Raw genomic sequence first — 13,947 nt, 5'->3', positions numbered from 1 at the left:
AAGCGCTACATCGTCCGTGAAATCCACGCCGCACTCATGGCCGACTTCGCCGCCCTCAACACCACTTGACATCCATAGGAGCATCCGGCTCGGCCGTACACCTCCGCCGCCACGGCCGCCAAGCACCCGGTACGCACGGCCGTCCCAGGCCGTCGGCGCGGTCTTCCTGCTGGTCGGGGTGCTCGGCTTCATCCCGGGCATCACCAGCAACTACGACACCATGATGTTCGCCGGGCACGAGTCCGAGGCGAAGCTGCTCGGGCTCTTCCAGGTGTCCATCCTGCACAATCTGGTGCACCTCGCGTTCGGCGTCGCCGGGCTCGCGCTGGCCCGCACCATCTCCGGTGCCCGTGGCTACCTGATCGGTGGCGGCGCGGTCTACCTGGTGCTCTGGCTCTACGGTCTGGTCATCGACCACGAGAGCGGCGCCAACTTCGTGCCGCTCAACGGCGCGGACAACTGGCTGCACCTGCTCCTCGGCCTCGGCATGATCGCCCTCGGCCTGGCCCTGACCCGCCGGCCCGCCGACCGCCGCTGACCGTCACGAACCTGTGCCGCAGCGCCCGTCAGGTCGCTGGGCGCGTGTAGTACCTCGTCTCACCACCGGGGTCGAGGTGCAGCCGGGGTGGCGGCTCTGCCGCCACCCCGGCCCTGCGCGCCGCGAGTCCGTGTCCCTCGAAGGAAGGCCACGGAGTGGGTCACCCGACAGAAACGGCGGGCAGTACGCACGACCGCCGGCGTGACCCGCCATGATGAGCCGGTGAAGATCCTGTCCATCCAGTCCTCGGTCGCCTACGGCCATGTCGGCAACTCGGCGGCCGTGTTCCCCCTCCAGCGGCTCGGGCACGAGGTCTGGCCGGTACTGACGGTGCACTTCTCCAACCACACCGGGTACGGCGCGTGGCGGGGGCCGCTGCTGGCGCCGGCCGACGTGGCCGATGTGATCGCGGGCATCGCCGACCGCGGCGTCCTCGGCAGCGCCGACGCCGTGCTGTCCGGCTACCAGGGTGACCCGGCGATGGGCGCGGTGATCCTCGACGCGGTGGAGAAGGTCAAGGCGGCCAACCCGGACGCGGTGTACTGCTGCGACCCGGTGATGGGCGACACCGACCGCGGCATGTTCGTGCGGCCGGGCATCCCGGAGTACATGCGGGACATCGTCGTCCCGCGCGCCGACATCATCACCCCGAACCATTTCGAGCTCGACTTTCTCGCCGGCCGTACGACGACCTCCCTGCCCGAGTTGCTGGAGGCGGTCGACGTGGTGCGCGAGACGGGACCACGGCACGTCCTGGTCACCAGCGTGCTCCACGGCGACGTGCCGGAGGGCTCACTCGAGGTGGTGGCCGTCTCGGACGAGGGCGCCTGGGCGGTGACCACGCCGCTGCTGCCGATCAACCCCAACGGCGGCGGCGACGTCACCGCGGCGCTGTACCTGGCGCACCTGCGGACGACGGGTTCGCCCGCGACGGCGCTGGAACGCACCATCGCCTCCGTCTTCGCCGTCCTGGAGGCGACCCTCGCGGCGGGCACCCGGGAGATCCAGCTGATCGCGGCCCAGGACGCGATCGCCGCGCCACCGGCCAGCTTCACCGCCCGGCGGGTGCGCTGACGTGACCTCCTGACACGCCGGCCCCACGACACCGGGGTCGGGAGCACTGGACGGCGTCGCATCGGCCCATTCCAGTCTCGGCCCGTCAGATGTCGCCTCGGCTCCGAGCGGCCCTTTCGTTCTCCATGCCTGCCCACCCGGCGCCGGCCACCCATTGGTGGCCGGCGTTCACATTTGCTCCGATCGGCTGTCCGCCGGGCAGAGTCGCGGAGATCAGCGCGGTCGATTATGTCGAGGTGTTGAACATTCCCCTCGTCGGCGCAGTCTTCCGACGGTGCAGATTCACCGCGTATCAATCGCCATTGTCCGTTCTCTTTCATCACGAACTCCCGTCGGACCGTCGGCCGGCGAACACGCCGTCTGCGTCGCCGTGCCTGTCGCGCGACGGCGTCGCTCGGGCCGACCGGGGCAGGCCACCCGGGCGGGACTCAGCTGCCCAAAGGCGACGGTGACCGTCTCCCGGCAACGAATATGTGTGCGAAAAGAATTCGTTGCGACAATCGTGAAATGGTGCGGGCCGCCGCCGCAGTGAAGAATGACACATCCGTGGGTGCTGATTGCCGGCGCCGCCGACGCTGAACAGCGAAAGTGTTCCGCCGCGCCCGTCGCAGCGTCTCCCGGGCCCGCCGAACTCCTTGACCGCGTATCGGTGATGCGATCTCATCGTGGCCGGCGCCGACGAATCATCAAACGGCCGGCGCCGTCCGGCGTTCCGTCAATCGTGGTCGTGCCATTCACCCTCGGCGTGCGACCACCGTGGACGCCGGCCCATTCGCCCGCCCGATCGGTGGGCCTTTCGAAAGGAGTGCATTATGACGTCACTCGGTGTCAGGATCTTCGGTGCGGTCGCCGTCACCGGTATCGCCCTCGTGGCCGGCGCGTCCCCCGCCACGGCCTCCGCCGACAGCGACTTCGCGCTGGAGCGTGCCGGGGTCAGCGCCTATGGCAGCTACGACATGATGATGAGCATCCCGGAGCGGCCGGTACCGCCGGTGGCGGTCAACGGGACGCTCGCGGTCAACGCCCCCGGGCGGTGCGGCGTGGTCCAGATCGCCACCAACGGGCCGGCCGACGAGATCGTGTGGCGGACCTTCGCCACGCTGTGCACTCCTGGTAAGACGACCGCCCAGACCCGGGCCGAGTTGCTGTTCGGTGGCTTCAAGCCGCGGGTCCGGCTCTGCGTCGGCACCACGGTGGCCCGGGCGGAGCGTGGCCGGGTCTGCGACACGTACGTCCCGCCGGCCGACTGACCCGGGCCTCGGGCCGCGCCACCAGCGCGGCCCGAGCACCGGCGGACCCCCGATGACAGCATCCGCTCGGCTGTGACCTCCGATACCTCTTCGCTCACGGGGAATCAGATCGCCGGATCTGGGTTTGCAGCCAGATGTGAATGCTGACCTGCTTCCGGCCCGGCTGCGCGACGGCCGGCCGGAGACGACCCGATGACCGCCACCGTCGACGCCCCGGACAGTGCGTCAGGCGCGCCGACGCCGGGTGACCTGCTCAGCCCCCGACAACGGCTGCGGCTCGTCCTGGTGCTCGGGTCGCTGATCGCAGTGGGCCCGCTGACCATCGACATGTACCTGCCCGCGCTGCCCGCGATCGCCGCCGATTTCCACACGACGGCGGCGGCGGTGCAACTGACCCTCACCGGCACGCTGGCGGGCCTCGCGGTCGGCCAGTTGCTGATCGGCCCGCTGTCCGACGCCGTCGGCCGGCGCGTGCCGTTGATCGCCGGCATCGCGCTGCACGTCGTGGCGTCGGTGCTCTGCGTCGTCGCACCGAACATCGCGCTTCTCGGTGCCCTGCGGGTGGTGCAGGGACTCGGCGTGGCGGCGGCGTCCGTGGTCGCGATGGCCGTGGTCCGCGACCTCTTCGACGGCGCGGCTTTCGCCAAGCTGCTCTCCCGGCTGCTGCTGGTCATGGGGGCGGCGCCGATCCTCGCGCCGACCCTCGGTGGCGCGTTGCTGCGCTGGACGGACTGGCGGGGTGTGTTCGTGGCCCTGGCCGCCATGGGCGTGCTGCTCGTCGTGGTCGCCGTGGTCGGCCTCCGCGAGACGCTGCCGGTCGAGCGGCGCCGGCGCGGCGGGGTGGTCGGGACGATGACCCTGTACGGCTCGCTGCTGCGGGACCGTACCTTCGTGGGCCTGGTGCTGGTGGCCGGCCTGGCCATGGCGGCCCTCTTCGCCTACGTGGCCGGGTCGTCGTTCGTCCTGCAGGAGCAGTACGGGCTGGACGAGCAGGAGTTCGGGCTGGCCTTCGGCGCGGGCGCGGTCGGGCTGATCGCGGCGACCCAGTTCAACGTACGGCTGCTGCGACGCTACTCACCGCAGCGGATCCTCGTCGCCGCCCTCAGCGTGGGGACCGTGGCCGGATTGGCGCTGCTCGCCTTCGCCGCCACCGGTCTCGGTGGGCTGCCCAGCCTGCTGGTGTCGCTGTGGGTGGTGCTCGCGGCGGCCGGCCTCGCGATTCCGAACGCGCCCGCCCTGGCCCTGTCCCGGCACGGCGAAGCGGCCGGTACGGCGTCCGCCCTCCTCGGCGCCGTGCAGTTCGGTGTCGGCGCGCTGGCCGCGCCCCTGGTGGGCGTGCTGGGCACCGGCGCGGTGGCCATGGCCCTCGTCGTCGCCGGTGGGATGGTGGCGGCGATGGTGGTGCTGCTCGTCGTGGTGCGGCCGGCCCGGCTCGTCGGCCTCCAGCCGGAAGCGGTGGTCGTGGCGGCGCACTGACGGCCGCGGCTCGGTCTGCCCGGCCACGGTGTCCGGGTGCGGCTCCCTCGGCGTTGTCGGCATCACAGGCGGTGCCGACGGCAGCCGTGCTTCGATGGTCTCGTGGAGTTCACGGTTACTGATGCGCCGACGCGGGAGCGGTTCGAGGCGCGGGACGAGTCTGGCGCGGTGGCCGGGTTGGTGACCTACCAGCTGACCGGCAACATCATCGCCTACACGCACACCGAGGTCGATCCGGAGTTCGAAGGCAGGGGCGTGGGATCGCTCCTCGCCCGGGCGGTGATGGACGACGCGCGCGGCAGGGGCCGGACTGTGGTGCCGATCTGCCCGTTCCTCAGCGAATGGCTGGGCAAGCACCCCGAGTACGACGACCTCGTGGTGCGATCGACCCGCAAGGTCAAGTAGGCGCCGAGGTCAGCGACGCAGGGTCGTCGACGGCGACTCGCCGAAGCGGGCCCGGTACTCGCCGGCGAAGCGGCCGAGGTGGGCGAATCCGTGCTGCAGAGCGACGGCCGTCACGGACGCCCCGGGGCCGGCGGCGCGCAGCGCACGGTGCACCGCGTCGAGCCGGCACGCGCGCAGGTACGCCGTCGGCGTGGTCTGCAACTCCCGGCGGAAGCAGTCCTGCAGCGTCCGTACGCTCACCCGGAGCGCCTCCGCGACGTCCCCGACCGTCAGTGCCTCGCCGTGGTGGTCCCTGATCAGGGCGCAGGCGCGCCGGACCAGTCGCCCGGGGGTCGGGTGCTGGGCCGGCTCCGCGAGCAGGTCGGTGTAGGTGTGACGGTGGGCCAGCAACAGCTTGCCGATGAGTGCCTGCTCGAAGCGGCCGGCGACCTGTGGGTGGTCGAGGAGGGACGCGTCCGTGGGCTGCGACAGTTCGTCGGCGAGGAAGTCCACCCCGCGTGTCCACGCCTGCGCGGTGGGGGTGTTCATGGTCATGCCGACGTCGAAGCGGACCGGGCCGTCCACCGGGCGGCCCAGCAACCGGGCGAGTTCCCGGTGGACGGCCTGCCGGTCGGCGTAGAAGATCCGGTGCGGCGACGCCTCGGACCAGTGCATGTCCGAGGCGTCGTAGGGCGAGAGGACGGAGGCGACGTCGGGCGTCGAGGTCACGGTCTGGCCGGCGTGACGGATCAGCGTACTGCCCTCGCGGGGGATCTGCACCAGGTAGAAGTTCTCCAGCGGCGCGGGCTGGATCCGCACCGCCCGCCCGTAGTCCAGGTCGACGATGCCCACGCCGCCCACCCGGCGAGCCTCCATCCGCAGCCGGACGTTGCGGACGCCGGACTGCGGGATCAGCCGGTGCGGACAGAAGACGCGCCCCACCTCCGCGCGGGCGTGCTCGACGTCGTCGGTCCGGACCGTCGCGGCATCCATCTGGGCACCTCCCAACCGGGCCGAGGTGACTGCGCACCGGTGGTGACATTCGTCGGACGACAGTCTGTCCAGGGTAGGGCCTGGCGGCCGGGCGCCCGGTTGCGCCAACCCTAGGACGTGGCCGTGTCGAACAGCGCGGGAGAGCCGCAGATCCGACAGGAAACGGTCCGATGGGCGGGAACCGGGCCGTCTGCGCGGGCCGGTTGCGCGGCGCGGACACCGCTCGCGTCCATCGGATAGCGGCCCCTCCGCCGGCCTCGTTAGCGTGCGATCGCCGCCGCATTCCTGCCGCCGCGGCCCCGTCATCGGGTCACGTTCTTTGGGAGGCTGCCATGAGGATCGCCATCGTCGGTGCGGGTTTCGCCGGACTGAGCGCAGCCAAGGTGCTGCGGCAGAGCGGCTTCGAGGTCACCGTGTTCGAGAAGGCGCCCGACGTCGGTGGGGTGTGGAGCCGCACCCGGCGATACCCCGGGCTGCGCACCCAGAACAACAAGGGCACCTACCATCTCTCCGACCTGCCCATGCCCGCGCACTATCCGGAGTGGCCGACGGGCGAGCAGGTCCAGCAGTACCTCGAGAGCTACGCGGACAAGTTCGGGCTCCACGCCGTCCTGCGGCTGTCCACCGAGGTCCTCTCCGCGGAGCTCGTGGACGACGAGACCGCGTGGCTGATCGCGTCGCGGCCGACGGACCTGCCGGACGCCGTGACCCTGGAACGGTACGACCACCTCGTCGTCGCCAACGGCATCTTCTCCGACCCCGTCGTCCCGTCCTTCGCCGGCCGGGCGGACTTCACCGCCGCCGGGGGACGGGTCCTGGCGTCGGGGGAGTTCCACGACCTGGAGGCCGCCCGAGGCAGGAACGTCCTCGTCGTCGGGTACGGAAAGTCGTCGTGTGACGTGGCGATCCCGCTGAGCGACGTCGCCGCCCAGACCCATCTCGTCGCGCGCGAGCTGCTCTGGAAGATGCCCAAGAAGCTCGGCGGTGCGCTCAACTACAAGTACCTCCTGCTCACCCGGATGGGTGAGGCGCTGTTCCGGTACATCAGCCTGAAGGGCTTCGAGCGGTTCCTGCACGGTCCCGGGAACGGCCTGCGCCGCCGGATGCTCGACAGTGTCGGGTCGGTGGCCACCCGGCAGCTCAAGCTGCGCGAGCTGGGTCTGGTACCGAACGGGACCTTCGAGGACATCGCCCGCAGCACCGTCAGCCTCGCCACGGACGGCTTCTTCGAGCGCGTCGCCGACGGCAGGATCGTCGTCCACCGCGACCGGGTGATCGACGAACTCCTGGTCGACGGCGGACGACCGGCCGCCCGCCTCGTCGACGGCACGGTGCTCCCCGCGGACCTGGTGATCTGTGGCACCGGCTTCCGGCAGCACGTCCCCTTCTTCGACGAGGCGCTGCACGCCCGGCTCCAGGACGACTCCGGCAACTTCATGCTGTACCGCCAGATCCTGCCGATCGGCGTGCCGCGCCTGACCTTCGCCGGCTACAACTCCTCGTTCTTCAGCCCGCTCAGCGCGGAGATGGCCGCGGTCTGGACGGCCGCCTACCTCCGGGGCGGGCTCACCCTGCCGTCAGCGGATCGGATGCGGGACGAGGTGCGCACGCGCCTGGCCTGGATGACGGCGCGGACCAGCGGAAAGCACGCCCGCGGCACGAACATCATCCCGTTCTCGATGCACAACATCGACGAGGTGCTCGACGAGCTCGGGCTCAACCTCGGGCGTGCTGCCCGGGCCCGGCAGTGGCTGCTCCCCGTCGACCCGCGCTCGTACCGAGGGGTCACGCCCCGCATGATCCGGCGTACGGCCGCGACGGCGGACCGGTCGGCCGCGCGGCCGCAGGAGGCGGTCGCACCGATTGACAATCGATAGGATACGACTGATACTCGATGGGTGCTCACAGAACATCGGGCGGTAGCCCCTCTCAGAGTCTTCCTCGTGGTGCTGTTCGGGATCCTGGTCGTGTTGCAGACCTTCTCCCTGCCCGGACAGTTCGCGCACATGGCCGAGGAGTCCCCGGACCACGCCTACCTCAGGTGGCCGCTGACTGCCGTCGCGGCGTTCTGGGTGCTGTGCGTCCAGGTGGTGATCGTGTCCACCTGGAAGCTGCTCACCCTGGTCAAGAACGACCGCATCTTCAGTGACGCCTCGCTGGCGTGGGTGGACGCGATCGTGTGGGCGGTCGTCGCCGCCTGGGTGGTGCTGCTGGGCGTGTTTCTCTATGTCGGTTTCAACGCGTCCGACCCCGGCCTGCCGCTCCTGCTGTTCCTGATGCTGGTGGGCGTCGCCGTGCTGGGGCTGCTGATGGTGGTCATGCGCGCGCTGCTGCGCCAGGCCACCACCCTGCGGACCGACATGGAAGCGGTGATCTGATGCCCATCGTCGTGCGCATCGACGTCGAGCTGGCCAAACGCAAGATGAGCGTGGGGGAGTTCGCCGAGCGGGTCGGGCTCACGCCGGCGAACGTGGCGGTGCTGAAGAACGGCCGCGCGAAAGCTGTTCGCTTCAGCACCCTGGAGGCCATGTGCCGGGTGCTCGACTGCCAGCCCGGTGACCTGCTCGAGTGGGTCGAGGAATGAACCGCCCCGGCGCTCTCCGCGCCACGCACTGAACACATCGTCGACTTCGCCCACCGGCAGGATCGGCGGCAGGTTCGCCCTCTGACAGGAGACCCCATGAAGTACTTCCTCGCCCTGGTCGCCGTCCTCGTCGTCGCGCTGGGCGTCGCCGGCGTCGTCTACGGGGAGGCCGACGACTCGCCGGGCCTCCAGCTGCTGGGTGCCGTGCTCGTCATCGGCGCGGTGGCGATCGGCGTCCGGCTCGTCCGACGCAGCAGGTAGCCGCACCGGTCAGGGCGCGGCCGGCCTGCTGCCGGGCCGGTTCAGCCGGCTGCCAGCACCGCTTCGACATCGGCGCCGTTCGCCACCACCACCGCCCGGTCGCGCAACTCGTCGGGCAGGCTGCCGCGCTGGTTCTCGCTGGTCATCATCGTGGGGCAGTCGGGTGGGATCACGACCGCGTCGGCGCGGCGGGCGTACTCGACCAGAAGGTCGAGAACCTGCCCGGGTGAGAAGCGACTGATCATGAGGCTACCGAGCTGGTCGTCGCCCGTGTATCCGTAGACGGTTGCATCACCGCCGTCGGGGACGGTGACACGCGCAGACCTGAACTCCGGCTGCAGCCGGTCGAGATACGGCCCGAAGACGGCGGCGAACGCCTCGCCCGGCATGGCCACAGGTTCGCCGTCGACGAACCGCTGGACCCACATCTGGTAGCTCACCCTCGGGACCGTACGCGACCGGGGAGCGGCGGGGGAGTGCCCCGCCGTCGCCACCAACGGCTCGGCAGCGTGCGGCAACCAGCCGCCTGCCGCCGGGTGTCAGTCGTCGGGCTGGCCCGCCTCGGTGGACGTTCCCGCTCGGGCGCGGGCGACGGTCCGCCCACGCTCGGACTCGGGGAAGCGGTCGAGCATGGCCCGCACCTCGTCCGCGCTCACGTTGGCGCCGAACAACTCGCTGCCCGGCTCCAGCCGTACGCCCTCCGCGAGGGGGCCGGCGACGACCGGATCGAAGCCCAGCCGGTCGACAAGGACGGCGACGGCGGCGAGATCAGCGGGGTCGTCGCCGGCGATGGCGATGGCCTTGCGGTCGGCGGTGCCGCTCGGCCGCGCCCCGTCCTCGAGATCGTGGTACCCCATGTGGTTGAACGCCTTGACCACACGGGAGTCGGACAGGAACGCCTGGACGGTCTCGCTCGACGAGGTACGCGGGTTGGTGAGGTCGTCGCGGATGCCGTCGATCTCCCACCAGTAGTTCATGGCGTCGACGACGAGCTTGCCGCGCAACCCCTCGGCGGGGACGCTCCGGTACTTTCCCAGCGGGAGGGCGAGGATGACGATGTCGGCGCCGGCCACGGCGTCGGCCGCGGTGGTGGCGACCGCTCCGGGCGCGAGCACCTCGACGGTGAGGGCGATCTTCGCCGGATCGCCGGAGCCGGCGACGAGTACCCGGTAGCCGGCGGCGAGAGCGAGCCGAGCGAGCACGGTGCCCACCTTGCCGGCACCGAGGATGCCGAGGGTCTGAGGCCCGCTCGGGGCGCTGTCGTTCATGTCGTCCTTCCGGGTGTCGATCGGGCGTCCGTGGGCCTGGTCAGCTGGCCAGGATGTCACGGACCATGGGAATCACCTTGCTGCCGTACAGTTCCACGGCGCGCATCCGGGCGCTCACCGGCTGCGCTCCGGCGGTGTAGATGAGGTCGAACCGGCCGACGCCCAGGCTGCGGATCGCCCGCGCCACCCGACGGGCCACGGTCTCCGGCGAGCCGATGTAAAGGGAACCGTGCTCCACCTCTGCGTCGAACTCCGCGCGGCGGACCGGCGGCCAGCCCCGCAGGGCGCCGATCCGGTCTCGCATGACCCGGTAGTACGGCCAGTACAGCTCCTTCGCCGCCTCGTCGGTGTCGGCGATGAAGCCGGGCGAGTGCATCCCGACCGGGTGGGCGGTGGTGCCCAACTGGTCGGCCGCCCGCCGGTAGAGGTCGATGTAGGGGGCGAAGCGCTCGGGGGCGCCGCCGATGATGGCGAGCATGAGCGGCAGGCCGTACTGGGCGGTACGCACGACCGACTGCGGCGAGCCGCCGACGCCCACCCAGGTGCTGAGGCGTCCCGACTCGGTCTTCGGGAAGACGTCGGCCTGCTCGAGCGGGGCGCGCACGGTACCGCTCCAGGTGACCGGCTTCTCGTCCAGCAGCTTCACGAAGAGCTCGATCTTCTCCTCGAACAGCACGTCGTAGTCGCGCAGGTCGTAGCCGAACAGCGGGAAGGACTCGGTGAACGAACCCCGCCCGAGGATGACCTCGGCCCGGCCGTTCGACAGCGCATCCACCGTGGCGAAGCGCTGGAACACCCGGACCGGGTCGTCCGAACTCAGCACGGTCACCCCGGAGGCGAGCCGGATCCGCGAGGTGCGGCCGGCGATCCCCGCCAGCACGGTCTCCGGCGTGGACACCGAGTACTCCGGCCGGTGGTGCTCGCCGAGGGCGATGACGTCGACGCCCAGCTCGTCCGCCAGCACCGCCTCGTCGACGACCTGACGGATCGCCGCGGCGTAGGAAACGAGCTTGCCGGAGTCGTCCTCTGGCACGTCGCCGAAGGTGTCGAGGCCGAACTCGAGATCAGACATGGGTGGGCTCCTTCGCCAGCAGCTCCCGGACCCGCGGCGCGACCTCACTGCCCAGCAGTTCGATGGTGCGCGCGCGTGCCTCGCGAGGCAGGTGCATGATGTCGTACTTCAGGTCGAAGCGGCTCAGCCGCAGGTCGCGGACCATCGTGGCGATCTTCTGCGCGACCGTCTCCGGCGAACCGACGAACAGCGCGCCGCGGTCGAGCTCGGCCTCGTACCGTTTGCGGTCCGGCTTGTAGAACTGACGTTCCTCGGCGGTCCGGGCCACGACCGGCTGCCAGTACCGCCACCAGGTCTCCGCGGCCTCCTCGTCGGTGTCCGCGACGAGGCCGAGCGAGTGCTGCCCGATCGGCTGCACGGGATGCCCGAACTGTTCCAGCGCCCGGTGGTAGAGGTCGACGTGGCCGGCGAACCGCTGCGGACGCCCGCCGATGATCGCGAGCATGAGCGGAAGGCCGTAGCGAGCGGCCCGGATGACCGAGTTCGGGCTCCCGCCGACGCCGATCCAGGTGGGGATGCCACCCGCCGGCATCCGTGGGTGCAGCCGCTGCGCGACCAGGGGGCTGCGTACCGTACCCGACCAGGTGACCTCTTCGTCCCGCTGAAGCCGGACGAAGAGGTCGAGCTTCTCCTCGAACAGGCGCTCGTAGTCCGCCAGGTCGTACCCGAACAGCGGGAACGACTCGGTCGCCGACGCCCGCCCGAGGACGAGCTGGGCGCGACCGTTGGACACCGCGTCCAGGGTGGCGAACTCGTGATAGAGCCGGACCGGGTCGTTCGTGCTGAGCACCGTGACCGAGGTTCCGAGGCGGATCCGTTCGGTCGCCGTCGCCATCGCCGCGAGCAGCACCGGCGTGGCCGAGTCGTTGTGGCCCTCCCGGTAGTGCTCGCCCACGCTGAACACGTCGAGCCCGACCGACTCCGCGAGCCGCGCCTCGTCGACGATCAGCCGCACGGTCTCGGCGTCGCTCAGGACCCGGCCGTGATCGGTGGCCACCTCCCCGAACGAGTTGAGCCCCAGTTCGAAGCCTTCTGCTGCCATCGTCTCCTCCTCACGCTCGCTCCCGGCCGACGACCTTCGCCGGAGGAAGCCCGGACGATTGACGTGTCAACCATGCTAGCCTCTGGATTGACATGTCAACCAGGAGGGCTAGATGACGAGCGCCACACCCGCCCGGCGAAAGGGGCGCCAACTTCCGACCGCAGAGGAGCTACGGGCCTGGCGCGAGTACATCGAGACGGCGGAGGCACTCAGGTCCCGGCTCACGTCACGCCTCCAGGTCGAGTCTTCCCTCTCGCCGGGGGACTACTCCGTACTGCTCGCCCTCAGCGAGGCGCCGGAGCGGCAGTTGCGCTCCTCCGCGCTCGCGGCACACATCGGCTGGGAGCGCAGCCGGCTCTCCCACCACCTCGGGCGGATGGAGCGGCGCGGACTCATCCGCCGCCAGGAGTGCGCCACCGAACGCGGCGGGGCGGAGGTCCTGCTCACGCCGGCCGGAGCCGAGGCGTTCCGGCGGTCCACGGTTCCGCACCTGCGCGCCATTCGCGAACTCTTCGTCGACGCGCTGACCCCGGATCAACTTCGCGCGGCGGGCGAGATCGCCGCCGCGCTCCGGGCGCACCTCGACACGCGCCACGCCGGTCAGGCGCCGCCGGACGTCCCCTGAGCGGGTACCGACCGGGCGGGCGGGCCTCAGCGGCGGGCGTGGCCGCGCCACTCCCGGCGGGCGCTCACCACGCTCCACCCGATCGCGATCGACAGGGTCAGCACCACGACCAGCAGGGTTAGCCAGAGCGGCAGCTCTCCCACCGGCGTGTCGGCCAGGATCAGCTTGACCCCGGCGAACGCCAGCAGCACCGCCAGCCCGTAACGCAGGTGGCCGAAGTGACGCAGCAGCCCGGCCAGGCAGAAGTACAGGCTGCGCAGCCCCAGCACCGCGAAGGCGGTCGCCGTCCAGACGAGGAACGTGTTGGTGGTGATGGCCAGGATCGCCGCCACGGAGTCGATCGCGAAGATCACATCCGTCGCCTCGATCGCCACCAGCGCCACCAGTAGCAGCGTCGCCCGGCGCCGACCGTCGACCCGGGCGGTGAACCGGCCGTGGTGGTAGCGCGGCTCGGTCGGAACGAACCTGCGGAAGAGCCGGACCGCGACGTTGCGGTCGGGGTCCACGTCCGGCTCGCCGCGTACCGCCAGGCGCCAACCGGTCCAGATCAAAAAGGCCCCGAGCACGACCCCGGCGAAGGCCAGCCGGTCCAGCAGCTCCGCCCCGGCGAAGATGAACATCAGCCGGAACGCGAGCGCGCCGACGACGCCCCAGAACAGCACCTTGTGCTGGTATTCGGCGGGCACCCGGAAGTAGCCGAACAGCAGCGCGAAGACGAAGACGTTGTCGAGGGAGAGCGCTTTCTCCAGCAGGTAGCCCGAGTAGTACGCGACCGCCGGTTCGCCGCCCCACCCCATCCAGACGACCAGGCCGAAGGCCAGCCCGGCGGCGACCCAGACGCCGGTCCAGATCAGCGCTTCCCGCAGCTCGATCACGTGGTTGTCGCGGTGGGAGAGCATGTCCACCGCGAGCATCACCGCGATGACCGCCCCGACCGCGGCCCAGGCCCAGAGCGGAGCGTTGAACGTCCCCTGGTCCATCTGGCGCCCTCCGCATCCACCCGAGGCCTGGCCGGTGGCTGTCGTGCCGCGGCGGGCTGGTCGGGCAGCGGCTACCGGCCGTCGCCCACGCCGGCGGCGAGTTCCCGGTGGGGCAGTGCGGCATCACCCACGGCCGGACCTGCCCGGCGCCGGGTGGGGAGAGCGGCCCGGCGACGCCTCGGCCGGTCACTGCTCGTCGTCGACGACCTCGGTCCGGTCGTCGCGCGTGACGGTCACCGGCGGGTGCTCGTCGGGTTGGGGCGCCTGCGCCATGGTGTGGTGGGGATCCCCGTCCGGGGAGTACAGCACCCGGTCGGTCTTGCCGGTCTTCTCCCGGTTTTCCTCCGGCTCCGTCACGTCACCCTCCTGCCGCCGCTCGTGTCGCCCACGCTACGCGGCC

General features: G+C 71.0%; 17 protein-coding genes. 10 read left to right on the top strand and 7 right to left on the bottom strand.

Annotated elements, in window-relative coordinates:
• Positions 1-166 precede the first annotated feature (166 nt).
• From V6U88_RS13890 to V6U88_RS13870, 5 genes are all read left to right on the top strand, one after another.
• A complete protein-coding gene (locus V6U88_RS13890) occupies positions 167-538 on the top strand; it encodes a DUF4383 domain-containing protein (protein WP_334453051.1) in 372 nt (123 codons plus the stop codon).
• 222 nt (positions 539-760) lie between these two features.
• Positions 761-1,612 (top strand): pyridoxal kinase PdxY, encoded by an 852-nt coding sequence (pdxY, locus tag V6U88_RS13885; protein WP_334453023.1) that lies wholly within the window; start codon positions 761-763, stop codon positions 1,610-1,612.
• An 812-nt stretch (positions 1,613-2,424) separates the two neighbouring features.
• Complete coding sequence (locus V6U88_RS13880; protein ID WP_334453021.1) at positions 2,425-2,862, top strand: hypothetical protein; 438 nt, start codon at positions 2,425-2,427, stop codon at positions 2,860-2,862.
• Between the two features lie 192 nt (positions 2,863-3,054).
• Positions 3,055-4,338 carry a multidrug effflux MFS transporter gene (locus V6U88_RS13875; protein WP_334453019.1) on the top strand — a complete coding sequence of 428 codons (1,284 nt, stop codon included), beginning with the start codon at positions 3,055-3,057 and terminating at the stop codon, positions 4,336-4,338.
• 102 nt (positions 4,339-4,440) lie between these two features.
• Entirely contained in the window at positions 4,441-4,743 is a 303-nt protein-coding gene (locus tag V6U88_RS13870; protein ID WP_334453017.1) for a GNAT family N-acetyltransferase, read from the top strand.
• 9 nt (positions 4,744-4,752) lie between these two features.
• On the opposite strand, the gene V6U88_RS13865 is transcribed toward V6U88_RS13870, so the two are convergent.
• Entirely contained in the window at positions 4,753-5,715 is a 963-nt protein-coding gene (locus tag V6U88_RS13865) for an AraC family transcriptional regulator (RefSeq protein WP_334453015.1), read from the bottom strand.
• A gap of 332 nt (positions 5,716-6,047) precedes the next feature.
• On the opposite strand from V6U88_RS13865, the gene V6U88_RS13860 reads away from it, so the two are divergent.
• From V6U88_RS13860 to V6U88_RS13845, 4 genes are all read left to right on the top strand, one after another.
• Positions 6,048-7,592 carry a flavin-containing monooxygenase gene (locus V6U88_RS13860; RefSeq protein ID WP_334453013.1) on the top strand — a complete coding sequence of 515 codons (1,545 nt, stop codon included), beginning with the start codon at positions 6,048-6,050 and terminating at the stop codon, positions 7,590-7,592.
• A gap of 66 nt (positions 7,593-7,658) precedes the next feature.
• Positions 7,659-8,093, top strand: coding sequence for a DUF2975 domain-containing protein (locus V6U88_RS13855; protein WP_334453011.1), 435 nt, complete (start codon positions 7,659-7,661; stop codon positions 8,091-8,093).
• Entirely contained in the window at positions 8,093-8,299 is a 207-nt protein-coding gene (locus V6U88_RS13850; protein ID WP_091094605.1) for a helix-turn-helix domain-containing protein, read from the top strand. Before V6U88_RS13855 ends, V6U88_RS13850 begins: the two co-directional genes overlap by 1 nt.
• Positions 8,300-8,395: 96 nt before the next feature.
• Positions 8,396-8,560 (top strand): hypothetical protein, encoded by a 165-nt coding sequence (locus V6U88_RS13845; RefSeq protein ID WP_334453008.1) that lies wholly within the window; start codon positions 8,396-8,398, stop codon positions 8,558-8,560.
• Positions 8,561-8,601: 41 nt separating this feature from the next.
• Here the strand turns inward: V6U88_RS13845 and V6U88_RS13840 are convergent, their stop codons facing one another.
• The 4 genes from V6U88_RS13840 to V6U88_RS13825 form a co-directional block, all read right to left on the bottom strand.
• Positions 8,602-9,000, bottom strand: a complete 399-nt coding sequence (locus V6U88_RS13840; RefSeq protein ID WP_334453006.1) for a hypothetical protein — start codon at positions 8,998-9,000, stop codon at positions 8,602-8,604.
• Positions 9,001-9,099: 99 nt separating this feature from the next.
• On the bottom strand, positions 9,100-9,828 hold the full coding sequence (locus tag V6U88_RS13835) for an NADPH-dependent F420 reductase (protein WP_334453005.1): 729 nt from the start codon (positions 9,826-9,828) through the stop codon (positions 9,100-9,102).
• A 40-nt stretch (positions 9,829-9,868) separates the two neighbouring features.
• Positions 9,869-10,900 (bottom strand): LLM class flavin-dependent oxidoreductase, encoded by a 1,032-nt coding sequence (locus V6U88_RS13830; RefSeq protein ID WP_334453004.1) that lies wholly within the window; start codon positions 10,898-10,900, stop codon positions 9,869-9,871.
• On the bottom strand, positions 10,893-11,942 hold the full coding sequence (locus tag V6U88_RS13825) for an LLM class flavin-dependent oxidoreductase (RefSeq protein ID WP_334453002.1): 1,050 nt from the start codon (positions 11,940-11,942) through the stop codon (positions 10,893-10,895). Before V6U88_RS13825 ends, V6U88_RS13830 begins: the two co-directional genes overlap by 8 nt.
• 112 nt (positions 11,943-12,054) lie before the next feature.
• Here V6U88_RS13825 and V6U88_RS13820 point away from each other — a divergent pair, with 112 nt between their 5' ends.
• Positions 12,055-12,567 (top strand): MarR family winged helix-turn-helix transcriptional regulator, encoded by a 513-nt coding sequence (locus V6U88_RS13820; RefSeq protein ID WP_334453001.1) that lies wholly within the window; start codon positions 12,055-12,057, stop codon positions 12,565-12,567.
• 26 nt (positions 12,568-12,593) lie between these two features.
• Here the strand turns inward: V6U88_RS13820 and V6U88_RS13815 are convergent, their stop codons facing one another.
• Positions 12,594-13,547 (bottom strand): TerC/Alx family metal homeostasis membrane protein, encoded by a 954-nt coding sequence (locus V6U88_RS13815; protein ID WP_334453000.1) that lies wholly within the window; start codon positions 13,545-13,547, stop codon positions 12,594-12,596.
• Between the two features lie 186 nt (positions 13,548-13,733).
• Entirely contained in the window at positions 13,734-13,904 is a 171-nt protein-coding gene (locus V6U88_RS13810; RefSeq protein WP_334452999.1) for a hypothetical protein, read from the bottom strand.
• Positions 13,905-13,947 lie beyond the last annotated feature (43 nt).

Origin of the sequence: Micromonospora sp. CPCC 205739 (genome assembly GCF_036906795.1) — a bacterium.
In the GTDB taxonomy this organism is placed as follows: domain Bacteria; phylum Actinomycetota; class Actinomycetes; order Mycobacteriales; family Micromonosporaceae; genus Micromonospora.
Note: the sequence above shows the minus strand (reverse complement) of the source record. Positions and strands in the feature narration are given on the sequence as shown.